Origin of the sequence: Abiotrophia defectiva ATCC 49176, assembly GCF_037041345.1 — a bacterium.
In the GTDB taxonomy this organism is placed as follows: Bacteria; Bacillota; Bacilli; order Lactobacillales; family Aerococcaceae; genus Abiotrophia.
Genome location: NZ_CP146287.1, coordinates 144608 through 169215, shown reverse-complemented (window position 1 = coordinate 169215; position 24608 = coordinate 144608). Strand labels below are relative to the sequence as shown.

The window sequence follows — 24608 nt, the reverse complement described above, 5'->3', positions numbered from 1 at the left end:
GTGGGCTATCATTATTGGCTACTAACGTTGGCCTGGGAATGGTAGGCGTGGAGTTTGGCCTTCTTGGCCATTCTCTTGCTCTTGTCCTTGACCTTGTTGGCCTTGTTGATATTGTTGGAGATTATTGTTGCTTTGCCGCTCAGGTTGGGCACCAAGCGTTACTTGAACTTTGGTTTCTTTTCCTTCTCTGAGGACGGTTAACTCTACTTTGTCACCTACATTATAGGCATAGAGCTCCCGACGTAACTCCAAGATATTCTTGATTTCCTTATCGCCAATCTTGGTGATAACGTCATATTTCTTGAGGCCTGCCGTTTCAGCTGGTGAGCCTTTGACCGTATCGGTTACCACTACCCCATCCGTTTGGTCGGACTTGAGTTTGAGAATTTCGGTCTTAGACCGGCTAGTGATGTTAGCTAAGTCATTTTGGCTAATTCCAATGAAAGGCCGGGTAACTTTGCCGTCTTTTTCTAGCTGTGCAATGACGCGTTGCACTTCCTTAGACGGAATGGCGAACCCCATCCCTTCGACGTCTACATTCGAGAACTTGCTAGAGTTAATACCTACTAGGTCGCCATCCTTATTGAGTAGCGCACCACCGGAGTTACCTGGGTTGATTGCTGCTGAAGTTTGAATGAGCGTGGTCTCAATATCGGCTTGGCCGTCCTTGTTGAGGTCCATTGGCACAATCCGTGATTGACCAGAAATAATCCCTTGGGTCACAGAGTTAGAGAACTTGCTACCTAGAGGCGAGCCAATGGCGATGGCGATGCTCCCCACCTTAGTTGCGTCAGAGTCAGCAAACTTAATGGCTGATTTAACATTCTTGGACGAAATCTTGACAACAGCTAAGTCGGACACGGCATCACGGCCAACCAATTCCCCATCTTCTGTGGTCCCATCAGCTAATTTGACTTTAAGGGAATCAGCATTTTCCACCACGTGGTTATTGGTTACCAAATAGGCTGTATCACCGTCAATCTTATAGATGACGCCACTACCTTCACCCGCTAATTTTTGGGAGGCACTTGGGTCTTCCAAGTCCACTTGGTTTTCACCTCCCGTGCCATAGCCATATAAATTATTTTGTTGGCTTTCTTTCTGGTAGTTTTGGATCGACACGACAGAGTCTTTAGCCTTCTCAACAGCCTTCATAATGGTCTCTTCAAATTCACTGGCTGTTCCTTGAGCTTGGACTGTATCCGTTTGATTCTGAGAAGCCGTCGGTGTTACGACATTTTGCAAGGCCAAGCCACTTAAGATAAGCGCGCCCCCTGTTAAAGAACCTACGACTAATTTAATGATTTTTCTGCTTTTCATTGAACTTCCTCTTTTCTCTCCTATGAGTTTATTGTTTTTCTTGATGTTTCTATCCTAGCACCGACATGTGAAAAGAATTTGAAAATTATATTACAAAGCAGTTATTTAATTGGTAAAGAATCCAGATTTCAAGCCCCATTTCACAGCAATTTCATTCATATTTTGATTGCTAGACCCCGCTAGCTTCTACATAGGCTTATTCAAAGAAACAAAAAAGACCAGGAGCAAGCTCCCAGTCTAATCTTGATGACTATCATTCATGAATCTTCCCACATTTTGGACAACGTCCTCGCATGCGATTAGCTAAATCAATGAATTTGCAAACCAATTGGCTATCCAAAGAATAGATCACATGCTTACCTTCCTTCTCTGAGCGAATAATCCCATGCTTCCGTAAAGTAATCAGATGGTGAGAAGTTGTCGCTACGGTGGCATCAATTAAGCGTGAGATTTCATAGACGCAGAGGCGTTCATAGACCGTCAAAACATGCATAATTTTCACTCGGTTGAGATCACCCAAAACCTTGAATAAGGCTGCCTGTGCAGCCAGTTGATCTGGATCCATGACTTCCTTGAGTCGCTCACATTCCGTACTAATCACTTGTTCTTCTAGACATTCATATTCTGCCATGTCTTCCCTCCTTATAGGCCATGCATCATCATGACAGCCACACAGTTATTAATAATATGGACACAGATGGCATATTCAAGCCGCCTGGTTTTCAAATAAGTTAGTCCTAAGATTAAGCCCATGCCAGCGTAGAGGCCCCATTCTAAAGCATTAGCTGGTTGATGTAGGAGACCAAAAATGACACTGGATATCCCCAGACCTAGCCAAGGTAGCTGGGGCAATAGATACTTCATCACTAAGCCCCTGAAGAGAATTTCTTCGACAATAGGTCCCAGTATGGCCAAGGCCAAAAAGGTTAAGAGGAAAGGGGCACCCTGTGTCGATACTTGCAAGGCCGCCTGATTCTGCGTAGTCTCAAAGGCTGGGTTGTAAGCAATCAGGACTTGGTCATAAATTGTCAGGTAGCAATACATAATCCCGTAAATAGCAAAACCTCCGACTAGGAGCTTCCATTTATTGAGTGTCCAATCAAAGAGCTTAAAGCCCCAAATAGAGACCCCTAGGATTAAAACCACTAAAGCTATGGCCTCCAGAATGACAAAAGCCCAAGGATGTATATAGACCAAGTCACTTAAATCGGCACCTACTAAGTCATAGGAGTCGATTCCTGATTGAGCCAGACCATACTGTATCAATCCCCACTCGGCCAAAATTTGGCTGACCAGATAGGCACCAATCAGCAAAAGCACCTTCCACCAGCTGCCCTTAACAGGATCTTGCCAGGCTTGGTTCATTCTTTGCCACATGCGCCTTCATCTCCTCTTGCTTAGTTAATCAATTTTTCCAGTTGGATAAGGCCTTGGAACCAGTCCGCACCTAAGATTTCATTGAATTGTGCTTGACTTAAGACTGCATCCCCTGTCGGTTCCGTCAGTGACGCAGCTTTCAAATCTAAATGGTACTCCAAGGCTACCTTACCTTGAATCAGACCAACTGAGATTTTCTTATTGGCATAATCCAAGCTGATGGTCCCATCGTAATCATCGGAGAACAAATCAAAGGTCTCTTTAAGTCTTGGAAAGTCAGCTTGATGCTTCTTCATAATAGCCGTCCACTGCTTGCCAGCCTCATCCGATAATTCATAGCTTAACACTTGGCCGTCTTTCTTACTTGGTTGGGGTTGGCTCGCTAGCCAATCCGTCAGGACCACTTGATAGAAGGCCTGCCAATCTTGACTGATTTGATAGCTCGTTTGGGCCTGTTCCGTAGAATCTAAGGCTACAAATTTATCCTTGAGTGCAGTGGTCTTGCTTTCATCCAGATGAGCTAATTTATCTAGGGCCGTATCCTTAACAGCCTCCGCTTGACTATTAGCCACTTGCTTGGCAAAGCCCATCAAATCTTCAACTGCCTGCCAAACAGCCGTCACCTTGCCCTCTGATAGCTTCATCATGGCAGTAAAAGGTAGGGCGTGCGAATCTGTTTGATGCAAGTAACGCATGTCACCAGAATTGATGGTAACCAAGGTTTTCCCCTTAGGTTGGCCATTATCACGGCCATCGATTAAGGCCACATTCATGACTACACGCGCTTGGTCGTGATAGAGAGCGGTTAGGATTGTTTCTGGCTGGTCTATTTTAATCTCTGGTAAGTCTTTATTGGGATCCTCTTGCTGACTAGAGGACTCACTAGAGTTGGAACTTTCGCTCGTCGGCTGACTCGATTCTTCTGAGCCAAACTGGGTCACAGGCGATAAATCTTGGCGTTCTTGCGCACCAATCCGGGAAAGGGACTGTGGCACCACTAAGACTTGGTTGGCTAAGATTAGGGCAAGGGCACATTTTTTAAGTGATAATTTCATAGGCTTTGACTCCTTTATTGTGGGGAAAGAGTAGCGTTAGCGTTGGTTTAAATAGGCTTTGACATCTGGTCCGACAAAGACCTGTCCTTGATCCGTCAACAGAATCGGGCGCTTGACTAACATGCCGTCGGTCGCCAGAAGCTCGAATTGCTGGTCCAAGCTTAAGTCATCCCAACGGTCTTTAAGGCCCATGCCACGGTAGAGCTGTCCGCTAGTATTGACTAGCTTCTTGGTCGAGTTGAGACCAGCCTGCTGGTACCATGTTTTTAGCTCTTGAGCGCTAGGATAATCCACATTAATCTCGCGATAGTGATAAGTAAGGCCTTGGGCCTCAAGTAGTCGCTCTACCTCCCGGCAGGTCGAACATTTTTTTAGACCGATTAACTCCATGCTTTTCCTCCTAGCTCTACTTGGTTAAGTAACATTCAAGTAGGTATTTGATATTCTTTACCTCCTCATTCTACCACAAAAACCTAAGAAAAACTAAGGATATTCGCTAGACACAAAAAGACACCCCTTCCTCACGGAGAGGAGAGGATGTCTGGTATTTGCTCGCTTAATCTAAGACAGACAAGCGCTTAGTCCACGGTGTTGCGGTGCGCGCTAAGACTTGGTTAAGAGCTTCAATATTGGCCTTACCTTGGGATTCTAGCCAGTCACGGCAAGCTTGGTCACCTTCTGAGGCGAAGATTGGCACAGCATCCTTCCAAGTTGCACGGCCACAGAGTACCCCATTGAATTCTGCACCTGCTTCTTTGGCGAAGTCCAGGGTTTCTTGGAAGAGTTGCGCAGAGACACCTGCACTGAGGTAGATGTATGGCAGATGGGTTACCTCGCTTTGTTCTTTAAAGAGTTTGAGAGCTTCTTGACGGCTATAGACTACTTGCCCCTCCGCAAAACCTTCCACAAATTTCATATTAACAGGCACTTCTACCTTCAAGACATCAACATGGTAACGTTTGTGGGAGAAAATCTTCATGGCTTCCAACACTTTATGAGGTTTTACTTTAGCAAATTCCGCCCCTTTCTCATCATTGAGGGTCGCATCATAGGAGACAATTTCTAAGAAGAAAGGAATATCTTCCGCCTCACACTCAGATCCGATTCGTTCAACGAAGGCGTGTTTGCGTTCATTAATCGCTTCATCTTCATCCACATCATAGTAGAGCAGGAACTTAACCGCATCTGCCCCTTGTTCTTTGAGGCGGTAAGCAGACCACTCAGGCAACAAGTCTGGCAAACGACCAGGTTCAGAGGCATCATAGCCTGTTTCTTCATAGGCTAAGAGCAAGCCCGCGGCGATTGAACGACGTGCAGCCGCAGGTAAGCCATACTCTGGATCTAAGAGAATAGACGATGCGTATGGTGTCAATTCTTCGGAAATGGCAATCTTAAAGTCTTCAACAGCGCGTTGCACATCTTCAACGCCACCACCTGAAGCAATCATCTTACGCAAGGAACCACGTTGGTCAATGGCTAAGGCTGAGATAACCCCAGATTCAGTCGATAGTTCTTGTAATTTTTGGTATTTGGCTTTTGATACTTGTCTCATCATTGTTCTCTCCTTTTATGAGGCTTGTTTTAGGCTTGGTAACGGAGCTCGCCGTCTAAATAAGTCGCTTCTAATTCTAATTGATCGCTAACTACGATGAAGTCAGCTTCATACCCAGGGGCAATACGGCCACAGACCGAATCAATGCCAACCGATTGCGCAGGTGTTAGAGAGGCCATGCGCAGGGCTTCTGCGGGGCTTACTAGACCCCAATCCACAACATTTTTAACCCCTTGTTTGAGCTCTAAGATAGAGCCCGCCAAGTTGCCGGTGTCCTTGAGACGGGCAGTCCCATCTTTGACCACTACTTCAAATTCCCCTAGGCGAGACTGGCCCTCACCCATACCGCCAGCCCGCATACAGTCTGTAATCAAGACGGTTTCCTGAGGGCCTCTCGCACGTGTTACCACTCGCGCAGCCGCTGGATGAACATGGTGGCCATCGCAAATCATTTCAGCAAAGACCTTGTCTAGGCTCAGGGCCGCCCCTACCATACCTGGGTTGCGGTGGTGAAGCCCGCTCATCCCATTGTAGATGTGAACGAAAATATTAGCCCCTGCCTCAACGGCCGCTGCTGCTTCTTCATAGGTTGCGTCGGAATGAGCCAAGGCCGTATAGACGCCTTTGGACTTGGCAAATTCAATGAATTCCTTAACGCCCTTGCGTTCTGGGGCAATGGCAATTTTATTGACCAAGCCTTGAGATAGTTCATGCCATTTGGCTAGTTTTTCAACGGATGGGTCGCTCATGTATTTAGGGTTTTGGGCCCCTTTGTATTTTTCAGTGAAGAAAGGACCTTCTAGGAAAATCCCACGAATCTTAGCCCCGGTCACCTCTTGATAGTGATTCCCGATAGTTTCGCAGACATCATTCAACAATTGAGCAGAAGAGGTCAAAGTGGTTGGCAACCAAGAGGTCACCCCACAGGATAGGAGGCCTTCGGAAATCACCTTAATGCCCTCAAAGTCATTATCCATGACATCATGAGACTTGTAACCATGAATGTGGGTGTCCACTAAACCTGGGGCGACAATGGAGTTACTATAATCTTTGATTGGAGCATCTTGTGGCTCTTCCATCAGGATGGGACCAAACTTCCCGTCTTCAATGGTCAAGTAGGCCTTGTCAATGACTTGGTCATCGAGCACAATTTGCTTAGCGTAAACATAGTATTTCATACGATTCTTCCTTTCTTATCTAGGCGTAAGGATGAATGGTAACACCCTTAACGACACGATTGACCGTGCCACTTGGTGATGGCGTGTCTGGTTTGTTGTGAACATGAACAGACGCCAACAGAGCCAAGACCTGACCGACTACTAAATATGGGAAGGCCAGATAGGCATCGGGTAATTGACTGTGAACCGAATCGAAATCAAAGACCTCTACCCCAGGCGCAGCCTCGGTTCCTACTTGAATGGCTACAACGGCTTGGGCAATCTGATCACCGGCCAATTCAGCCAGGATATCCTGGTCATAGAGACGGGTGTAGGCTTGGTTGGAAACAAAGACTAGCGCCAAGGCCTCAGAGTTAACAAAAGATTTAGGACCGTGACGGAAGCCCATGCTGGAATCATAGACGGTTGCCAATTGACCAGCCGTTAACTCTAGGATTTTCAATTGGGTTTCACGACCCAGGCCTTCAAAGCTACCCGAACCCAGATAGATGACCCGCTGTGGATTCTTAGCAATCAAAGCCTGAAGTTGACCTTCGCGAGCCAAGACTGTCTCGGCCATCTTGGCAATCTGGTCGACATAAGCCGCCTTATCGGCATCAGAGGCAGGATCAAAGACTAGCAAGGCGGTGAGCATCATGCAAGAAAAACTCCCTGTCATGGCAAAACCTGCATCATTGGAGCGACTTGGTTGCAAGAGCACTAGGTTGTGGTCATCCCCTTGCGCGGCTTTAGCTAAATGGCCTTCTGGCGCACAGGTAATGGTTAATTGATAAAAATCCTTGACCAAGGACTGGCCTAATTGTACGGCCGCCACACTCTCTGGCGAGTTACCACTACGGGCAAAGGACACCAAAAGGGTTGGCAAATCTGCCTGGAAGACGGTCGCCGGATTGGAGACAATGGTCGTCGTCGGCTCGTGACGGAAGTTAAGTCGAGACACGTCGTTAACTTGACGTAAATAATTTGTAATGGCTTGTCCAACATAAGCAGATGACCCTGCTCCTGTAAAAATCACTTCTAGGCGCCCATAAGATTCTAACAAGGCACCTATAAAGCCCTTAATTTCTTCCTGACGGTCAAGATACAATTGATAGGTCTCGCGCCAGATAGATGGTTGTTGCTTGATCTCTCGCGTTGTAATTTCAGCACCTAGTGCCTCTAACGCGGCTTTGTCTAATTCAAACATGGCCTAACTCCTCTACTGATTTTTCATTATATTTATATTCTACTCTGTAAGGGCTTTTCTTTCAATATGCGTTTCGACCAAAATTAAACTGAAACTTGTCTTAAGTAACAAAAATAAAAATTTTTGTCTGTACATGAAGCGCTACCATGTTTTTTGTGGTACACTAAGGGTAGATTAATTTATTGCAATTTTTGGAGGTATTATTCCATGGAAATACTTGTTTATGATCAGTTCGATGCGGCATCCGATAAGGCCTTTGACTTTTTCGTCCAGGCGCTGGCAACTGGTCCCAAAACCTTTGGCTTAGCAACTGGTTCGACTCCCGAAGCGCTCTACCAACGCTTAGTAGAGTCCGATTTAGATTTTAGTCAATCAGTTTCTGTCAACTTGGATGAATACTATGGCTTGTCTAGCGACCATCCAAAGAGCTATCACTACTTTATGCACCAACATCTCTTCCAGCACAAGCCTTTCAAACATTCCTATCTGCCTGACGGGGACCAAACTGATAGCGACTATGAAATCCAACGCTATAATCAAGTCCTAGCAGATAATCCCATTGATTTACAAATCTTGGGGATTGGCTCTAACGGTCACATTGGCTTTAATGAGCCTGGGGCGCCATTCGATGGCTTAACCCAGCTAGTCGATTTGACTCCATCCACTATTGAGGCTAACAAACGTTTCTTCGATCGTGTCGAAGACGTGCCGACTCAAGCCTACAGTATGGGGATTGCTTCCATCATGGCCGCTAAGAAAATCATCCTCATGGCATACGGCGACAAGAAAGCTGATGCTATTTACGGACTGGTTGAAGGGCCTGTGACCCCTGACCTGCCAGCCAGCATCCTCCAGCGTCACCCTGATGTGACCCTCCTCTTGGACAAGGCGGCTGCAGCTAAACTTCATCTTTAAGAGAATTTCCCATTATATCATATATGATATAATGGGATTTTTTATTAGGCTTAAAATCAGAGCAAGAGGGCTAGACTTCAGTGTCTAGCCCCCTCTCTAAAGTTCCCCTATTTAAAAGATCTCAATATCCTGGGCGGGCATCACCAGGAAGCCAGCCCCAATAATTCCGTTATCTCCCCCCAGGTCTGTGACCCGAATGTGAGGCAGAATATGCATTTGTTCTTTGTGGGCATAACGCTCTAGGACCGCCTTAATCCGCTCCACATAGAATGGATTCTTGACTGCCACGCTACCGCCAATGACAATTTCTTTAGGATCTAGGAGGCAGATCATAGCGAAGAGTCCAATAGCCACCCCCATGGCACTTTGGTCTACTAATTCATTGGCAATTTGTTCCCCTTTGAGGGCACGAGCGAAGACTTGGGCCACCGTAATCCGATCATCCAGATAGAGGGCGCGTGCCATGGCCTCAATCCCAGGGCCAGCGCAGACACTTTCCAAAGGACGAAGGCCAGTAGAGGAGGGCACTGGCAAGAAACCAATTTCACCTGAGAAGCCATCACCGCGAATAATCTGATGGTTGACGATATTAGTGCAGGCGATCCCGGTTGAGACCGTCAAATAGCCGAACACATCCAGCGGCCCCATGCCAGCCAATCGATACTCCGCATAGGCAGCCGCCTTGACGTCATTCTCAATGGCGATTGGCACTTGGGCGTAGCGGTTCGCCAGGCGCGCTACCACCGGAAACTTCTCCCAAGGGATATTATTTTGGAAGATAGCTACCCCGTTTAGGCTATCCACCTTACCTGGTATACCTAAGCCGATACCGGTCAAATCCGATACATCCACCCCCGCCTCTGCTAGGCAGGCGTCAATGACACCCACTACGCATTCTAACATGGCCTCACTGGAAGAGGTATCGCTGGGCACTTGAACACGGTGAGTGATACGTCCCTGCTCGTCAATGATAGCCGCTGCTACCTTGGTTCCGCCGATATCCACACCCATTGCTTTTCTCATTTTCCTTCCTCCTCTCCTTTGGTAGAGCCATCCAGCCTTTAGTCGCGTTTAGGATGGTTAAAGTCGTAGTTATAGTCAAAGAGCACCGCTAGCAAACCAGCCAAAGCTAAGAGCATGCCCAAGAGATTTTCTCGGCTAACCGTGGTTTGAAGGTGAATGATAAAGCCAACGCAGACCAAGGCAACCAGAAGACGAATGAGAACACGAATTTTATGTGACATCTAAATCTCCTCCCATCGAATTTCGCTCGCAGCCAAGGAAACTTCTTTGCTAATTCCTTGACCATCATAGACAGTCGTGACTTGTGGCTCAGCGGTATTATTGACAACTGCATACTTGCCCTTAGCTGGGTAGGCATGAACCTCAACAGCTGGGTTGCTACTATGCCATTTATTAAAGTCAGCTTCCCTATGGGCAGCGTAGTAAAGAGCCCGCATGAGTAAACGCGTATTGTCAATGCTGTAAGGTAAGCCAGCTAGGTAGACCCCGCGGCCTTGACCATAATCGTGTGCCGCCATATGAACTTCGCCATTGCTGTATTCTAAAATTTCTGTCTCTTCACTTAGGGCATAGAGGTTATGCATGGACTCCCCGAAATCTGGCACCTGACCAGTCACTAAATCTGCCGTAATAAAGTGACTGCCTTGGGCTTGAGTGAAGTATTTGTCAGTCGATAGGGAGAAGCCTAACTCCTTATCCACCCCGAAAATTTCAGCTAATTGGAAGAAACGACCATTTTGGAGATGGGCACTTGGCTCACCAACGCCCACCAAACCGCCACCTTGGTAGACGAAGCGACGAATGGCACTTAACAATTCTGGACGTGCCCAATGTTGACCACCACTAAAGGCGGTTCCGGCATCGCCTGCGTTAATTAAGACGTCCACATCTGCCGGCACACCGTCAGCAATCACCTGGTCAAAACTCAAGAAGACTACCTCAACCGCCGCACCGCTGAGGGCTTCTAGAATCCCCAGATAGGAGTAGATTTGCTTATAGTGCAAGGCATGCGCCACCATGTGCGTTTGCCAGGTCCGAAGTGCCCCCCAAGCATTGAGAATCCCTACTTTTAGCCCCACATAAGGCTTGGTGTCTTTGACAATGGCGTAGATATCTCGGAATTCATCCGCCACTTCTTCGATATAGGAAACAAATTTAGGGAATTTATAGGCGAGACTGAGATAACCCCCATAACCAATCCGGTCAACGGGCTTACGCATAATGGCCCGGCGTGCTGTTAGCCAATTCTCGTTGGCTTCAATGGTCGGATCATTTCCTTCATAGAAAGTATCTGGGAAGAAGTATGGCAGGAAGCGACCTTCGGTATATTTAACATGTGGAATATCGGCAATCATTCGCAAGGTTGCCCCGCCGCCGACTGACCCAACTACTGCGTCCAAGCCAATATCCTTGAAATAAGGGCCATAAGGTTCGGTCCCAATCCAGTTATCGCCTAGGAACATCATGGCTTCCTTGCCAGCTTCATGGACAATATCCACTAACTTCTTGGCTTCTTGGGCCACAAAATGACTTTGGAAATCGACATAGTCTAAGTAAGCCTTAGAAGGCACGCGGAAAGCCGTATTATAGTAACCTTGGTCAACAAAGTCTTCCGGTCTCAGACGATAACCTTTGGCTTCTTGGAAGGCTAGGATGGCTGCTGGTGATACAGAAGCTCCATAGCCAAACCAGTCGACAAATTTCTCTTTGGCCTTGTCATTGAAGACCAGGGTGAAATGGTAGAAGAAGGTGGTAAAGCGGACCACATCCGACTTAGGATTCTCTTGGCACCAACGTCTGAGGTAGTCTGACACGAAGCGGTTGGAATGTGGCTGACGCACATCAAAAGGAATATCATGAGCCACTGAGTCTCCCCAATTATTGGTGATATGGTTATACATTTGAGTTGGGTCCCAAATCTTATAAACTAAGAAGGAAACCGTATATTCATGGAAGGGCTCAGTCCCTTCCACAATCACTAGGTCCTGCTCTTGATCCACCTGCCACTGGCTGCTTGGGACTACTTGGCCAGTGGTGCGGTTAATGACTTCCCACCACTCCTTAGGATCATGATGATAGTCAGGTACTACTTGTTCCCGATAGTAGCCCTGCATGAAATCAATGGCTAAGCTTTCTTTGCTTGCGGTATGGAAGGGTGACATCAAATAGAGTTGTTGGCACTCTTCCATATGGTCTTTGATAAAATCATTATGATTTCGAGCTACAAAATAGGTTGTATAGATAGAAGCATCTAAATCTTTGACTGCCTCTTCTAATTTGGTCCCATCGGAATCGCGGATGGCATCAGCCCCCCAGCGATCTAATAATTCTTGAGTTTGCGCAAGGAAATTGCGCTCACTTGGTAAAGTAAGTCTGCCTTTTGATTTGGCCATTTACTACATCTCCTTCATCTAAGTCTCACTATCAAGGCTTGTCTTATTCCTTGGAACCGCCCGCTGTCATCCCTTCGGTCAGACGCTTCTGAACGAAAATATAGAGGATGAGGGTTGGCAACATGACCATGACCATGCCGGCGTAGAGTTGACCGTATTGTTGTGCCGCATTTTGCGCTGCCATTAAGTTCATCAAACCCACTGGCAGGGTTCGTAACTCTTGTTTATTCATCAGGGTAAAGGAAATGATATATTCATTCCAGAAGCCTAGGAAGTTAAAGAGAATAACCGTGATAATACTTGGTTTAGCCATAGGAATCATAATCCGCATCATGGTTGTAAAATGATTGGCCCCATCGATCGAAGCTGCTTCTTCAAAAGTTGACGGTAAGGTCATAAAGTAGCTAGATAAGAGATAGATGGTAAATGGCAGAGAAGTTGCCGCATAGACCAAGGCTAAGATGAAACGATTGTTTAAGAGTTCCGGCATCATGGCAAAGCCTTTTTTGGCATCGACCAACATCAAGAAGATGGGTACTACAATGTAGTTAACGTTGATGAAGAGCCCACCCTTAAAGAGTTGACGTAAAAGGCCACGGCCTGGGAATTCAAAACGCGCTAGAACATAAGCAGCTGGCAAGGCCAAGGCTAAGAGAAGCGCCAAAGCCATAGCAGTTACAATCACCGAGTTGAAGACATAAGCCCCCATACTAGCCCGATTCCAAGCATCGACAAAGTTCTGCCAGTAGAGCCCCATCGGCAAGGACCAAGGCGAACGGTAGAATTCTGAATTTTCCTTAAGTGAGGCCAGAAAGACCCAGCCCACTGGCACAATAATCGAAATAGCCAGGAGCGACAGCACTAAGTAGATAAAAATCTTGTATAAACGATTCGTTGAACGACTCATTTGACTGGCTCCTTTCTAGTATTCAAGAATGTCCCGCTTGGTTACGGCACTAACGACCGCTGACAAGACGAAGGAGAAGATGAAGATGACAACCCCAATGGCCATCCCGTAGCCATAGGATGAGTTGGTATAGGCTTGCCCATACATGTAGGATAAGACTACCGAGGAGGCCCCGTTTGGCCCTTCACTGGTCATGGTTTGAACCAAGAGGAAGCTGAGGTTGATGGTAGAAATAATGAAGAAGGTCAAGGTGGTGCGAATGTTGTTCCAGACTAGTGGCAGAGTCACGGCGAAGAACTGCTTCACCTTACCCGCCCCATCTAAATCTGCTGCTTCATAGAAGGAAGTTGGGATATTGGCCATTGATGCCATGTACATGACCATGTAATAACCAATAGCCTGCCATACTAAAGCACCAATCAAGGCATAGAGCACCAACTGCTTGTCCCCCAACCAGAGAATCGGTGGAGCCTGCTCCCCTCTGAAGATTGCCAAGAAAGAATTTAACATCCCGTTGTTAGGGTCATAGATGGCGGAGAAAATCCCGGAAATAACAACGATGGATAAGATATTTGGAATATAGAAAATTACCCGGAAGAAGTTTTGCCCCTTAATTTTCTCTGTCGATAGAATCGAAGCGAAGAGAATGGCAATGGCTAGGGTAATAATGGTCACCAGCACAATTAAGACAATGGTATTTTGGAAGGCCCGGATAAATTTGGTGTCGTTAAACAACTTAACGAAGTTATCGAAATAAACGAAAGTCTTTTTAGCTGAGAATCCACCCCACTTGTAGAGAGACATGCGAAAGACTTGAAATGTCGGATACAACATGAAGAGGGCGAACAAGAGGGTCGCAGGTATCACGCAAATCAAGGCAAAGCGGGTTTTGGATGCTTTTGAATTCATGATAAGTACTCCTTTCTAAATCGCCGTGCTGGCGTCTCTTATAAGTATGACCCTGGCTCATAAGAGGCATCAACACGTGCGTTATCAATAAAAGTCCCACTCCCACCAAGGCGGAAGTGGGCACTATGTCAATGCTTAAGCTAGCATTAGTGGCTGATGCTGTCGTGGAATTGTTTCATTACTTCTACGACGTTAGATTGCCAATCTTTTACGCTGAGGTCACCAGATACTACAGAGTTGAATGCTTCGTAAAGTGTTGCCTTGAGGTCTACCCCTTCGATAGCTTCAGCAGATACGAAACCACCTAAACCTGGTAATACGCCTTCGTCATAGACTTTATAGAAGACTTGTTTTTCAGCAGGTAACTTGCTGATCAAACCTTTAACTGGTTGAACAGCCCCGTGTTTAGCGAAGATTTCAGCTGCCTTGTCAGAGTAGAGGAAGGCAATGAATTCTTTGGCTGCTTTTTGTTGTTTAGCTTCTTTTGGAATCCAGATATGTTCCAAGAAGGTATAAGCGTATTGTTTGCCGCCTTCTTTGAGGGTTGGCACAGCTGCCATGCCCCATTCGAAGCCGTCAGCACGTGGTGCATCTTTCATTTCGTCCACTACCCAGCTACCGTTTGGCATGAAGAGGGCTTTGTTGTCTAGGACTGCTTGTTGGTTCTTAGTGAAGCCGTCTTTATTTGCATTGGCTACAGTAGTTGCTTCAGTGTTCTTAGCTAACTCACCTAAAGTTTCGAATACCTTGGTTAAATCAGCGCCAGACCAAACTTCTGGATCGTAGTTCATGGCTTTGTTGAAGAGTTCTGCCCCACCAGCGGAGTAGATAACGCTAGAGAAGAAGGTGTCTAAATAGCCAGCCGTTGGATAGGTGAAGAGGGCAATGTTTTCTTTCTTAGCTTCTTCAGCTAATTTCCACATTTGATCCCAAGTCTTAGGTACTTCCCAGCCTTTTGCTTTGAAGAGCGCCTTGTTATAGAAGAGACCTGTTGGAGAGTAGAACATTGGCATTAAGTAAGTCTTGCCATCGTTATAAGGGTTAGTTGAAGTAGAATCAGTGAAGCCTGGTAAGAGTTTTTCCTTAACTGTCTTATCTTCGCCTGGGACCTTCATATCCAAGACATCAGTCAAGTCAGCTAAAGCCTTATCCTTGATTAAGGTCTCTGGCAAAGCTTTCTTACGGCTTTGTGCTAAGAGCACAACGTCTGGATAGTCACCAGATTGGAGACGTGGGGTGATCGCATCTTCGAGTTCTTTTTCCATGGTCAACTTGATGTCGACATTTGGATTGACTTGCTTATAGGCTTCAATGATTTCTGGCCATAACTTGGTCCCATAAGCTGTTTCGATGGCTGCGAAGTCTAAGGTCACCTTTTCTTCAGCTGACACATTGGCAACTCCGAAGAAACTTGGCAAAGCACAAGCTAAAGCAGCTGCTGATACTAAAGCTTTTTTCATGTAAAACACTCCTTATAAAATTTTATTGGATCTTACACTCTTATCATACCATAGGTGCAACCGTTTTACTTGCAGATTCTTGTTGTAAACTTGCAGATTCTTGCGGATTGTTGTATAATGTAACTAGATAAATGATAGCGTTTTAATAACTTTAAGGAGTGTCCCCACATGTATATTCGCTATACCATCACCCATCAACCTGAGGAAGTCAGTCAAAATCATTTCCAGGTTCTATCAGTTAATATTGTCTCCTACGATGCTAACTGGCATTCCACTATGCATCATCACAATTTCGCCGAAATTTTCTATTGTTTGGACGGATCTGGTTATCTGCTGACTGAATTCGGGCGGACCCCCATCCACAAACACTCTCTCCTACTGGTCAACCCCTTCATCGAGCATACGGAGCATACCTCCCTTATCTACCCGCTCAAGTATCTAGTAATAGGAATCAAGGGGCCAGAGATTATCCTACCCTCTCACGCTACAGATAATGGTCTATTTAGCTTCGAAGATAGCAACCATCAGTTCTATCGTCTTATCCGTGAAGTGATGACAGAATGTGAGTTAAACCAGCCTTACTCTAGCCAAATCATCGACCATTTAATTAATTCCTTGATTCTTAGACTTAATAATGTGGCTAATAGCCAGCTAGCCATGGCACGGGAGACGCCTTTATCTGCCAGTGTCAGCTTAGCTAAGCACTACATCGATAACCATTTCTCCAAGAATATTAATCTTGAGCAATTAGAAGAGCGAGCCCATGTTTCTCGCTTCCACTTATCCCACCAATTTAAGGAAGAACTCGGCCTCTCACCTATTAACTATCTCAATCAAGTCCGCCTGACACAAGCGCAAGAACTCCTACTGACTACCAATTATACTGTACTGCAAATTACTGAGATGGTCGGCTTTAACTCAGTTTCCTACTTCTCTAATAAATTCCACGAGGCAGTTGGCATGACACCGCGCGCCTATCGTAACCTCCATGCCTCAAGCCTGATCCAAACAGGCAGTCTCAAAGAATCGTATCGATTACCCGATAATTTGGCGAGAAAAAATTAGCACAGTTTCTTTATGAAAAACCACTGGCTCTCACGTCAGTGGTTTTGTTGTTAAATCAGTGAATTTTTATGAAAATATGCCATATCTTATTAGTCAATATCGCTACTTTTTACACTAAGTCTAAACAAGTAGCAAGTCTATGATAACAACAGTTGTTGCGCTTTCTCGGTTTTTATGGTATAATATAGTTATCAAAATCACAAAGAGGTGTTTTTTATGGTAAAAGCGAGTAAGGAACGTTGCGAAAACTTAGTTGCTCTGTTGGACGGTTACTCCAAAAAAGGCGGTCACCATCTTAACATCAACGTATTTGACCGGGATACTTTAATGGATGCTATGGAACATCCAGAAAACTACCCTCAATTGACTATTCGTGTGTCTGGTTATGCTGTTAACTTCAACAAATTGACCCGCGAACAACAATTGGACGTTATCAACCGTACAATGCACGAAGGCATGTAATCTTGCCTTTAGCCCTGGCGCTTGCTAGGGCTCTTTTATTGGCTCTATCAACCCAATATACAAAAAGAACCTTGAAGATTACTTCAAGGTTCTTTTTGACTCATGCTTTCCTATCATTTCTGATGGAAGAATACCGGCGGCCGGGGTCGAACCGGCACGCCCTCGCGGGCACTGGATTTTGAGTCCAGCGCGTCTGCCAATTCCGCCACGCCGGCATGATAATATATGAGGTTTAAGGCGGTAACCGGATTTGAACCGGTGAATGAGGGTTTTGCAGACCCTTGCCTTACCACTTGGCTATACCGCCATTTATGAATAAAAAAAACTGGGGTAGCTGGATTCGAACCAACGAATGACGGAGTCAAAGTCCGTTGCCTTACCGCTTGGCTATACCCCAATGATAATATAAAATAGGCGAACGAGGGGAATCGAACCCCCGAATGTCGGTGCCACAAACCGATGCGTTAACCACTTCGCCACGATCGCCATAATAGCACAACAGGGACAGTAGGAATCGAACCCACACTAACGGTTTTGGAGACCGTTGTTCTACCGTTAAACTATGTCCCTAAAAAGGAGGGCATGTTCTTCCCTACTATAATTAATGGAGGGAGGCAGATTCGAACTGCCGAACCCTAAGGAGCGGATTTACAGTCCGCCGCGTTTAGCCACTTCGCTATCCCTCCAATGGCTTGGGACGGAATCGAACCGCCGACACTTTGAGCTTCAATCAAATGCTCTACCAACTGAGCTACCAAGCCAATACGGTCCCGACGGGATTTGAACCCGCGATCTCCTGCGTGACAGGCAGGCATGTTAACCCCTACACCACGGAACCATTTTGGAAATGGAGGTTAACGGGATCGAACCGCTGACCCTCTGCTTGTAAGGCAGATGCTCTCCCAGCTGAGCTAAACCTCCAGGTTATTTAATTAATATTTAAATTAATTATGATCCGTACGGGATTCGAACCCGTGTTACCGCCGTGAAAGGGCGGTGTCTTAACCACTTGACCAACGGACCATATTAACGGAGAGTATGGGATTCGAACCCATGAGACAGTGTTACCCGCCTACACGATTTCCAATCGTGCTCCTTCGGCCAGCTCGGACAACTCTCCAGCTAACCAACTCCGCAAGTAGGGCTCGAACCTACGACATCATGATTAACAGTCATGCGCTCTGCCAGCTGAGCTATTGCGGAATCAAGACAACCTCACCCAGCATGGCAACGACCTACTCTCACAGGACCAAAGGTCCAACTACCATCGGCGCTAAGAAGCTTAACTGCTGTGTTCGGAATGGGAACAGGTGTGTCCTTCTTGCCATTATCACCACACTTGGGTGTTGTCTTATTTGAGTGCTTGCACACTCAAAACTGAATAACCTCAAACCTAACCTCAAATCTTGTGGTTAAGACCTCGACCGATTAGTACTAGTCCGCTCCATGGATCACTCCACTTCCACTTCTAGCCTATCTACCTGATCGTCTCTCAGGGGTCTTACTTCTTTCGAATGGGAAATCTCATCTTGAAGCTGGCTTCACGCTTAGATGCTTTCAGCGCTTATCCATCCCGCACATAGCTACCCAGCGATGCCCTTGGCAGAACAACTGGTACACCAGCGGTGCGTCCATCCCGGTCCTCTCGTACTAAGGATAGCTCTTCTCAAATTTCCTACGCCCGCGACGGATAGGGACCGAACTGTCTCACGACGTTCTGAACCCAGCTCGCGTACCGCTTTAATGGGCGAACAGCCCAACCCTTGGGACCGACTTCAGCCCCAGGATGCGATGAGCCGACATCGAGGTGCCAAACCTCCCCGTCGATGTGAACTCTTGGGGGAGATAAGCCTGTTATCCCCAGGGTAGCTTTTATCCGTTGAGCGATGGCCCTTCCATACGGTACCACCGGATCACTAAGCCCGACTTTCGTCCCTGCTCGACTTGTAGGTCTCGCAGTCAAGCTCCCTTCTGCCTTTACACTCTACGAATGATTTCCAACCATTCTGAGGGAACCTTTGGGCGCCTCCGTTACTCTTTAGGAGGCGACCGCCCCAGTCAAACTGCCCACCTGACACTGTCTCCCGTGCTGTTACACGTGGGTTAGAGGGTCCGCATCACAAGGGTAGTATCCCACCAGCGCCTCCGTGTAGACTGGCGTCCACACTTCTTCAGCTCCTACCTATCCTGTACATGCCATACAAACACTCAATATCAAGCTACAGTAAAGCTCCATGGGGTCTTTCCGTCCTGTCGCGGGTAACCTGCATCTTCACAGGTACTATAATTTCACCGAGTCTCTCGTTGAGACAGTGCCCAGATCGTTACGCCTTTCGTGCGGGTCGGAACTTACCCGACAAGGAATTTCGCTACCTTAGGACCGTTATAGTTACGGCCGCCGTTTACTGGGGCTTCAATTCGTACCTTCGGATTGCTCCTAAGCACTCCTCTTAACCTTCCAGCACCGGGCAGGCGTCAGCCCCTATACGTCATCTTTCGATTTTGCAGAGACCTGTGTTTTTGATAAACAGTCGCCTGGGCCTATTCACTGCGGCTGACATTTCTGTCAGCACCCCTTCTCCCGAAGTTACGGGGTCATTTTGCCGAGTTCCTTAACGAGAGTTCTCTCGCTCACCTTAGTGTTCTCCACTTGACTACCTGTGTCGGTTTGCGGTACGGGTTGTTAACAACTCACTAGAAGCTTTTCTCGGCAGTTTGATTAGCCACCTTCGCTACTTAAATTTCGCTCCAGGTCACACGTCACAGTTATAGGTATAAGCATTTGACTCATACCACCACTTCGTGCTTCTACAGACACTTCCATCCGTCTGCGTGGCGTCGCCTCCTGCGTCCCTCCATCGCTCAAACATTGTTAACAAGTACAGGAATCTCTACCTGTTGTCCATCGCCTACGCCTATCGGCCTCGGCTTAGGTCCCGACTAACCCTGGGCGGACGAGCCTTCCCCAGGAAACCTTAGTCTATCGGTGGACGGGATTCTCACCCGTCTTTCGCTACTCATACCGGCATTCTCACTTCTAAGCGCTCCAACACTCCTTTCGGTATGCCTTCACCGCCCTTAGAACGCTCTCCTACCACTCAATTTAAAATTGAATCCACAGCTTCGGTGTACTGTTTAGCCCCGGTACATTTTCGGCGCGGAGTCACTCGACTAGTGAGCTATTACGCACTCTTTGAATGGTGGCTGCTTCTAAGCCAACATCCTAGTTGTCTATGCAACTCCACATCCTTTTCCACTTAACAGTTACTTTGGGACCTTAGCTGGTGGTCTGGGCTGTTTCCCTTTCGACTACGGATCTTATCACTCGCAGTCTGACTCCCAGAGATGAGTCCTTGGCATTCGGAGTTTATCTGGATTCGGTAAAGCGTGAGCCCCCCTAGTCCAAACAGTGCTCTACCTCCATGACTCTTACTCTGAGGCTAGCCCTAAAGCTATTTCGGAGAGAACCAGCTATCTCCAAGTTCGATTGGAATTTCTCCGCTACCCACACGTCATCCAAACACTTTTCAACGTGTCCTGGTTCGGTCCTCCAGTGCGTCTTACCGCACCTTCAACCTGCACATGGGTAGGTCACTTGGTTTCGGGTCGACGACACCTGACTTTCGCCCTATTCAGACTCGCTTTCGCTACGGCTCCGTTTCTTCAACTTAACCTCGCCAACTATCGTCACTCGCCGGTCCATTCTACAAAAGGTACGCCATCACCCCTTAACGGGCTCTGACTACTTGTAAGCACACGGTTTCAGGTACTCTTTCACTCCCCTCCCGGGGTGCTTTTCACCTTTCCCTCACGGTACTGGTTCACTATCGGTCACTAGGGAGTATTTAGCCTTGCCAGATGGTCCTGGCGGATTCCGACGGAATTCCACGTGTTCCGCCGTACTCAGGATACTCTTAGGTACAAATCAGTTTTCGTATACGGGGCTCTCACCCTCTTTGGCGCTGTTTCCCACCAGCTTCTACTAACTCATTTGAGTCCACGTTAGAGTCCTACAACCCCAGTGTGCATGCACACTGGTTTGGGCTCTTCCCGTTTCGCTCGCCGCTACTCAGGGAATCGATTTTTCTTTCTCTTCCTGCAGGTACTTAGATGTTTCAGTTCTCTGCGTCTACCTCACCCGTAGGTGTGACTAGCCATTACGCTAGCCGGGTTCCCCCATTCGGATATCTCTGGATCTTAGCTCACTTACAGCTCCCCAAAGCATTTCGTCGTTCGTCACGTCCTTCTTCGGCTCCTAGTGCCAAGGCATTCACCGTGCGCCCTTTGTTTCTTAACCACGATCATACTTGATGCATGATACTTTCGCGCTATTTTTTCTTACTCTGTAATTTCTTACAGACTCGGTCAATTCTCGGTTCATTATTTTAGAAATAATGTGTTTTATCATCCATCCTGTCGGATGATAAAACGGTTTGTTTGGTTATTCAGTTTTCAATGTGCAAGTTCGCTTACCAAAAATGATAAGCTATGGAGAATAGCGGGATCGAACCGCTGACCTCCTGCGTGCAAAGCAGGCGCTCTCCCAGCTGAGCTAATCCCCCGTAGCTGGATATTTAATTGTATCCAATGGGCCTAAATGGACTCGAACCATCGACCTCACCCTTATCAGGGGTGCGCTCTAACCAGCTGAGCTATAGGCCCGGATTATTTAAACCCTTTTGAGTTTGCTATAATAGCACACTCAAAACTAAACAAAGACGCAAGCTCCGTGAGGTTCCGTTACTCCTTAGAAAGGAGGTGATCCAGCCGCACCTTCCGATACGGCTACCTTGTTACGACTTCACCCCAATCATCTATCCCACCTTCGACGGCTCCCTCCTAAAAGGTTAGGCCACCGGCTTCGGGTGTTACAAACTCTCGTGGTGTGACGGGCGGTGTGTACAAGACCCGGGAACGTATTCACCGCGGCGTGCTGATCCGCGATTACTAGCGATTCCGGCTTCATGTAGTCGAGTTGCAGACTACAATCCGAACTGAGAATGGCTTTTAGAGATTCGCTTACCCTCGCGAGTTCGCTGCTCGTTGTACCATCCATTGTAGCACGTGTGTAGCCCAGGTCATAAGGGGCATGATGATTTGACGTCATCCCCACCTTCCTCCGGTTTGTCACCGGCAGTCTAACTAGAGTCCCCATCTTAATGCTGGCAACTAGTTATAGGGGTTGCGCTCGTTGCGGGACTTAACCCAACATCTCACGACACGAGCTGACGACAACCATGCACCACCTGTCACCGACGTTCCGAAGAAAAACTCTATCTCTAGAGCGGTCGTCGGGATGTCAAGACCTGGTAAGGTTCTTCGCGTTGCTTCGAATTAAACCACATGCTCCACCGCTTGTGCGGGTCCCCGTCAATTCCTTTGAGTTTCAGCCTTGCGGCCGTACTCCCCAGGCGGAGTGCTTATTGCGTTAACTCCAGCACTGAAGGGTGGAACCCCTCCAACACTTAGCACTCATCGTTTACGGCGTGGACTACCAGGGTATCTAATCCTGTTTGCTCCCCACGCTTTCGAGCCTCAGCGTCAGTTACAGACCAGAGAGCCGCCTTCGCCACTGGTGTTCCTCCATATATCTACGCATTTCACCGCTACACATGGAATTCCGCTCTCCTCTTCTGCACTCAAGTCTCCCAGTTTCCAATGACCCTCCACGGTTGAGCCGTGGGCTTTCACATCAGACTTAAAAGACCGCCTACACTCCCTTTACGCCCAATAAATCCGGACAACGCTCGCCACCTACGTATTACCGCGGCTGCTGGCACGTAGTTAGCCGTGGCTTTCTGGTTAGATACCGTCACACGCATAACAGTTACTCTATGCGCTGTTCTTCTCTAACAACAGAGCTTTACGATCCGAAGACCTTCTTCACTCACGCGGCGTTGCTCCGTCAGACTTGCGTCCATTGCGGAAGATTCCCTACTGCTGCCTCCCGTAGGAGTTTGGGCCGTGTCTCAGTCCCAATGTGGCCGATCACCCTCTCAGGTCGGCTATGCATCATCGCCTTGGTAGGCCGTTACCCTACCAACTAGCTAATGCACCGCGGGTCCATCTCTTAGCGATAGCTTGCGCCACCTTTCCTCACTGGATCATGTGATCCTATGTCCTATGCGGTATTAGCAGTCGTTTCCGACTGTTATCCCCCACTATGAGGTAGGTTACCCACGTGTTACTCACCCGTTCGCCACTCACCTTGACTTAGTGCAAGCACCTAGTCGCGGTTCGTTCGACTTGCATGTATTAGGCACGCCGCCAGCGTTCGTCCTGAGCCAGGATCAAACTCTCATGAAAATAATTTCATAAGTCTACTTGACTCATTTCTTTACTAGCTTGTTTTTTACCCAGCTTGTCTGCTGCCGAATTGTTGGTTGTTCATCAAGTTTTCCTCGATGACCCTCACATTCTTGGTGTGTCTTTGTTTAGTTTTCAATGTGCTTGTCGTCACCACGTGACAACTTCTATATATTAGCACAAGCCTCACTTCCTGTCAACAACTTTTCAGAAGTTTTTTCGAAGTTTTTTTGCTTGGCCGTTGTCTCAGCGACAACTTCTATATATTAGCACCATCTTCTCCTCATGTCAAAGCTTTTTCGAATGCTTTTGACGATTTTTAGAAAATGGTTCGTGTGTTCCTAAGAACATAATGTAATATACCATGACTAAGCCCACTAAGTCAACACTTTCTAGCCACTTTTCAGTCCTTTTTTTGGCCAAAAGAAAAACACTATATATAGGTTGTATAGCCAAGTGGCCTCCCCTATATATAGTGCCAATTCTAGCCGAAGATTAAGCTCAGAATTTCTTCTGCTGTTACTCGTCCAAAATATTTATTGAAGTCTAAGTTCTCAAAGACTTGGTTGACAGCCTCGCGCTCGAAGCGAGCGCCTACTAGCGAGGCTTCTACATCGCTAATATCTCCTAGGCCAAAGAAGTCGCCATAGATTTTAACTTCCTTAATAAACCCTTGCTCCACATTGAAGCGGAAATCGACAAAGCCAAATGGGAACTTCTGACTCATTTGGATAGCGAAAGCTGGTGATTGTCCATAGTTCCATTCCCAATTACCAAAGCGTTCAGCTTGAATCTCTCGGACTTTGCCCCAATCCGCTTCAGTCAACTTAAATTCTTTGACTTGGTCGCGACTTTCCACGCCAAATATTTCAAGCAAGAGTAAATCACGGAACTCCTCGGTAGTGAGTTTTTGATATTCCGGTGACACATAAGGTTTAATATTAGTCACGCGGCTTCGCACCGATTTAATTCCCTTGGATTCGAATTTTTCCTTGCGAGGTTTAAGAGCTTTTGTGACCTCTTCTAGGTCTGCATCAAACAAGATGGTCCCATGGGCAGTCATACGGCCATTCTTTGCATACATGGCATTACCTGAAAACTTCTTATCCTCAATCAGCAGATCATTTCGCCCTTTGAGCTCCGCTCCTTTTGCTCCCATTTTATGCAAAGCTTCAATTACCGGTTGCGTGAAGCTAGCGAAATCTCGGAAGGAGCCGTCATCGTCTTTAATGAAGCAAAATGAAAAGTTCCCTCGATCGTGGTAGACAGCCCCACCGCCGGACATACGGCGAACCACTCGAATTCCTTTTTCTTCTACGTAGGCTTGGTTTACTTCTTCAATGGTGTTTTGGTTTCTTCCTACTATAATAGAAGGATCATTGATGTAGAAGAGCAAGATTGGCTCATCGACCAATCGGTTTTCCACCAAATAAGTTTCCAAGGCAATATTCAAACTTGCATCATAGTTGTTGCCATTATCAACAAAATACATTTTATAGT

At 47.0% G+C, this 24608-nt stretch carries 17 protein-coding genes, 14 tRNA genes, 3 rRNA genes and 1 pseudogene; 3 read left to right on the top strand and 32 right to left on the bottom strand.

Going from position 1 to position 24608, the window contains the following annotated elements; all coding sequences use genetic code 11:
* Window positions 1-21 precede the first annotated feature (21 nt).
* From V7R82_RS00790 to V7R82_RS00755, 8 genes are all read right to left on the bottom strand, one after another.
* Window positions 22-1320, bottom strand: a complete 1299-nt coding sequence (locus tag V7R82_RS00790) for a S1C family serine protease (protein WP_338542868.1) — start codon at window positions 1318-1320, stop codon at window positions 22-24.
* Between the two features lie 253 nt (window positions 1321-1573).
* Window positions 1574-1951 (bottom strand): ArsR/SmtB family transcription factor, encoded by a 378-nt coding sequence (locus V7R82_RS00785; RefSeq protein ID WP_291427692.1) that lies wholly within the window; start codon window positions 1949-1951, stop codon window positions 1574-1576.
* An 11-nt stretch (window positions 1952-1962) separates the two neighbouring features.
* Entirely contained in the window at window positions 1963-2697 is a 735-nt protein-coding gene (locus V7R82_RS00780; RefSeq protein ID WP_070755158.1) for a CPBP family intramembrane glutamic endopeptidase, read from the bottom strand.
* A 20-nt stretch (window positions 2698-2717) separates the two neighbouring features.
* A complete protein-coding gene (locus tag V7R82_RS00775) occupies window positions 2718-3752 on the bottom strand; it encodes a hypothetical protein (RefSeq protein WP_291432218.1) in 1035 nt (344 codons plus the stop codon).
* A 36-nt stretch (window positions 3753-3788) separates the two neighbouring features.
* A complete protein-coding gene (locus V7R82_RS00770; protein WP_291427690.1) occupies window positions 3789-4142 on the bottom strand; it encodes a Spx/MgsR family RNA polymerase-binding regulatory protein in 354 nt (117 codons plus the stop codon).
* A gap of 166 nt (window positions 4143-4308) precedes the next feature.
* Window positions 4309-5304 carry a tagatose-bisphosphate aldolase gene (gene lacD, locus V7R82_RS00765; protein WP_291453626.1) on the bottom strand — a complete coding sequence of 332 codons (996 nt, stop codon included), beginning with the start codon at window positions 5302-5304 and terminating at the stop codon, window positions 4309-4311.
* A 29-nt stretch (window positions 5305-5333) separates the two neighbouring features.
* The gene (nagA, locus tag V7R82_RS00760) at window positions 5334-6482 is read right to left on the bottom strand and encodes an N-acetylglucosamine-6-phosphate deacetylase (protein WP_314211515.1); all 1149 of its coding nucleotides are present in this window, start codon (window positions 6480-6482) and stop codon (window positions 5334-5336) included.
* A 19-nt stretch (window positions 6483-6501) separates the two neighbouring features.
* Window positions 6502-7668 carry an SIS domain-containing protein gene (locus V7R82_RS00755; protein WP_314211514.1) on the bottom strand — a complete coding sequence of 389 codons (1167 nt, stop codon included), beginning with the start codon at window positions 7666-7668 and terminating at the stop codon, window positions 6502-6504.
* Window positions 7669-7875: 207 nt separating this feature from the next.
* Between V7R82_RS00755 and V7R82_RS00750 the strand changes: the two genes are divergently transcribed.
* Window positions 7876-8583, top strand: a complete 708-nt coding sequence (locus V7R82_RS00750) for a glucosamine-6-phosphate deaminase (RefSeq protein ID WP_070755152.1) — start codon at window positions 7876-7878, stop codon at window positions 8581-8583.
* A 111-nt stretch (window positions 8584-8694) separates the two neighbouring features.
* On the opposite strand, the gene V7R82_RS00745 is transcribed toward V7R82_RS00750, so the two are convergent.
* The 6 genes from V7R82_RS00745 to V7R82_RS00720 all read right to left on the bottom strand — a co-directional run bounded on the left by V7R82_RS00745 (window position 8695) and on the right by V7R82_RS00720 (window position 15275).
* Window positions 8695-9606 carry an ROK family protein gene (locus V7R82_RS00745; protein WP_306486352.1) on the bottom strand — a complete coding sequence of 304 codons (912 nt, stop codon included), beginning with the start codon at window positions 9604-9606 and terminating at the stop codon, window positions 8695-8697.
* A 38-nt stretch (window positions 9607-9644) separates the two neighbouring features.
* A complete protein-coding gene (locus tag V7R82_RS00740) occupies window positions 9645-9827 on the bottom strand; it encodes a DUF6903 family protein (protein ID WP_070755150.1) in 183 nt (60 codons plus the stop codon).
* Entirely contained in the window at window positions 9828-11999 is a 2172-nt protein-coding gene (gene gnpA / locus V7R82_RS00735; protein ID WP_314211513.1) for a 1,3-beta-galactosyl-N-acetylhexosamine phosphorylase, read from the bottom strand. It lies immediately after the preceding gene.
* A gap of 43 nt (window positions 12000-12042) precedes the next feature.
* Window positions 12043-12906: a carbohydrate ABC transporter permease gene (locus V7R82_RS00730; protein WP_291427684.1), complete on the bottom strand. Its 864-nt coding sequence runs from the start codon at window positions 12904-12906 to the stop codon at window positions 12043-12045.
* 15 nt (window positions 12907-12921) lie between these two features.
* Window positions 12922-13815 (bottom strand): carbohydrate ABC transporter permease, encoded by an 894-nt coding sequence (locus V7R82_RS00725; RefSeq protein ID WP_291427683.1) that lies wholly within the window; start codon window positions 13813-13815, stop codon window positions 12922-12924.
* Window positions 13816-13961: 146 nt separating this feature from the next.
* Window positions 13962-15275, bottom strand: a complete 1314-nt coding sequence (locus tag V7R82_RS00720) for a carbohydrate ABC transporter substrate-binding protein (protein WP_070755146.1) — start codon at window positions 15273-15275, stop codon at window positions 13962-13964.
* Window positions 15276-15443: 168 nt separating this feature from the next.
* Between V7R82_RS00720 and V7R82_RS00715 the strand changes: the two genes are divergently transcribed.
* Both V7R82_RS00715 and V7R82_RS00710 read left to right on the top strand, forming a co-directional pair.
* On the top strand, window positions 15444-16340 hold the full coding sequence (locus tag V7R82_RS00715; RefSeq protein ID WP_070755145.1) for a helix-turn-helix transcriptional regulator: 897 nt from the start codon (window positions 15444-15446) through the stop codon (window positions 16338-16340).
* Between the two features lie 243 nt (window positions 16341-16583).
* A pseudogene (locus V7R82_RS00710) lies at window positions 16584-16802 on the top strand (glycine radical domain-containing protein); the annotation flags it as partial.
* 131 nt (window positions 16803-16933) lie between these two features.
* Here V7R82_RS00710 and V7R82_RS00705 read toward each other — a convergent pair.
* The 18 genes from V7R82_RS00705 to V7R82_RS00620 form a co-directional block, all read right to left on the bottom strand.
* Window positions 16934-17017, bottom strand: a tRNA-Leu gene (locus V7R82_RS00705).
* A gap of 20 nt (window positions 17018-17037) precedes the next feature.
* Window positions 17038-17109, bottom strand: a tRNA-Cys gene (locus V7R82_RS00700).
* A gap of 18 nt (window positions 17110-17127) precedes the next feature.
* Window positions 17128-17199, bottom strand: a tRNA-Gln gene (locus V7R82_RS00695).
* 16 nt (window positions 17200-17215) lie between these two features.
* Window positions 17216-17288, bottom strand: a tRNA-His gene (locus V7R82_RS00690).
* 13 nt (window positions 17289-17301) lie between these two features.
* Window positions 17302-17372 (bottom strand) — tRNA-Trp (locus V7R82_RS00685).
* Window positions 17373-17407: 35 nt separating this feature from the next.
* Window positions 17408-17488, bottom strand: a tRNA-Tyr gene (locus V7R82_RS00680).
* A 2-nt stretch (window positions 17489-17490) separates the two neighbouring features.
* A tRNA-Phe gene (locus tag V7R82_RS00675) sits at window positions 17491-17563 on the bottom strand.
* Between the two features lie 4 nt (window positions 17564-17567).
* A tRNA-Asp gene (locus V7R82_RS00670) sits at window positions 17568-17640 on the bottom strand.
* A gap of 10 nt (window positions 17641-17650) precedes the next feature.
* A tRNA-Val gene (locus V7R82_RS00665) sits at window positions 17651-17723 on the bottom strand.
* A 30-nt stretch (window positions 17724-17753) separates the two neighbouring features.
* Window positions 17754-17825, bottom strand: a tRNA-Glu gene (locus tag V7R82_RS00660).
* Window positions 17826-17832: 7 nt separating this feature from the next.
* Window positions 17833-17922 (bottom strand) — tRNA-Ser (locus V7R82_RS00655).
* Window positions 17923-17932: 10 nt separating this feature from the next.
* Window positions 17933-18005 (bottom strand) — tRNA-Asn (locus V7R82_RS00650).
* Between the two features lie 19 nt (window positions 18006-18024).
* Window positions 18025-18140, bottom strand: a 5S ribosomal RNA gene (gene rrf, locus V7R82_RS00645).
* A gap of 70 nt (window positions 18141-18210) precedes the next feature.
* A 23S ribosomal RNA gene (locus tag V7R82_RS00640) occupies window positions 18211-21099 on the bottom strand.
* Between the two features lie 192 nt (window positions 21100-21291).
* A tRNA-Ala gene (locus tag V7R82_RS00635) sits at window positions 21292-21364 on the bottom strand.
* A gap of 26 nt (window positions 21365-21390) precedes the next feature.
* Window positions 21391-21464 (bottom strand) — tRNA-Ile (locus V7R82_RS00630).
* A gap of 89 nt (window positions 21465-21553) precedes the next feature.
* Window positions 21554-23108: ribosomal RNA gene (locus V7R82_RS00625) — 16S ribosomal RNA — on the bottom strand.
* The 16S, 23S and 5S rRNA genes sit together here with 14 tRNA genes alongside, the layout of an rRNA operon.
* Window positions 23109-23592: 484 nt before the next feature.
* On the bottom strand, window positions 23593-24600 hold the full coding sequence (locus V7R82_RS00620; protein WP_338542861.1) for a lipoate--protein ligase: 1008 nt from the start codon (window positions 24598-24600) through the stop codon (window positions 23593-23595).
* Window positions 24601-24608: the final 8 nt, after the last annotated feature.

Bases quoted from the DNA above. Each gene is read 5' to 3' on its own strand.
- V7R82_RS00715 (WP_070755145.1), top strand. From the start codon at position 15,444: ATGTATATTCGCTATACCATCACCCATCAACCTGAGGAAGTCAGTCAA.
- V7R82_RS00755 (WP_314211514.1), bottom strand. From the start codon at position 7,668: ATGTTTGAATTAGACAAAGCCGCGTTAGAGGCACTAGGTGCTGAAATT.
- V7R82_RS00740 (WP_070755150.1), bottom strand. From the start codon at position 9,827: ATGTCACATAAAATTCGTGTTCTCATTCGTCTTCTGGTTGCCTTGGTC.
- V7R82_RS00720 (WP_070755146.1), bottom strand. From the start codon at position 15,275: ATGAAAAAAGCTTTAGTATCAGCAGCTGCTTTAGCTTGTGCTTTGCCA.
- nagA (WP_314211515.1), bottom strand. From the start codon at position 6,482: ATGAAATACTATGTTTACGCTAAGCAAATTGTGCTCGATGACCAAGTC.
- V7R82_RS00745 (WP_306486352.1), bottom strand. From the start codon at position 9,606: ATGAGAAAAGCAATGGGTGTGGATATCGGCGGAACCAAGGTAGCAGCG.
- V7R82_RS00785 (WP_291427692.1), bottom strand. From the start codon at position 1,951: ATGGCAGAATATGAATGTCTAGAAGAACAAGTGATTAGTACGGAATGT.
- gnpA (WP_314211513.1), bottom strand. From the start codon at position 11,999: ATGGCCAAATCAAAAGGCAGACTTACTTTACCAAGTGAGCGCAATTTC.
- V7R82_RS00770 (WP_291427690.1), bottom strand. From the start codon at position 4,142: ATGGAGTTAATCGGTCTAAAAAAATGTTCGACCTGCCGGGAGGTAGAG.
- V7R82_RS00730 (WP_291427684.1), bottom strand. From the start codon at position 12,906: ATGAGTCGTTCAACGAATCGTTTATACAAGATTTTTATCTACTTAGTG.
- V7R82_RS00790 (WP_338542868.1), bottom strand. From the start codon at position 1,320: ATGAAAAGCAGAAAAATCATTAAATTAGTCGTAGGTTCTTTAACAGGG.
- V7R82_RS00775 (WP_291432218.1), bottom strand. From the start codon at position 3,752: ATGAAATTATCACTTAAAAAATGTGCCCTTGCCCTAATCTTAGCCAAC.
- V7R82_RS00750 (WP_070755152.1), top strand. From the start codon at position 7,876: ATGGAAATACTTGTTTATGATCAGTTCGATGCGGCATCCGATAAGGCC.
- V7R82_RS00780 (WP_070755158.1), bottom strand. From the start codon at position 2,697: ATGTGGCAAAGAATGAACCAAGCCTGGCAAGATCCTGTTAAGGGCAGC.
- V7R82_RS00620 (WP_338542861.1), bottom strand. From the start codon at position 24,600: ATGTATTTTGTTGATAATGGCAACAACTATGATGCAAGTTTGAATATT.
- lacD (WP_291453626.1), bottom strand. From the start codon at position 5,304: ATGAGACAAGTATCAAAAGCCAAATACCAAAAATTACAAGAACTATCG.
- V7R82_RS00725 (WP_291427683.1), bottom strand. From the start codon at position 13,815: ATGAATTCAAAAGCATCCAAAACCCGCTTTGCCTTGATTTGCGTGATA.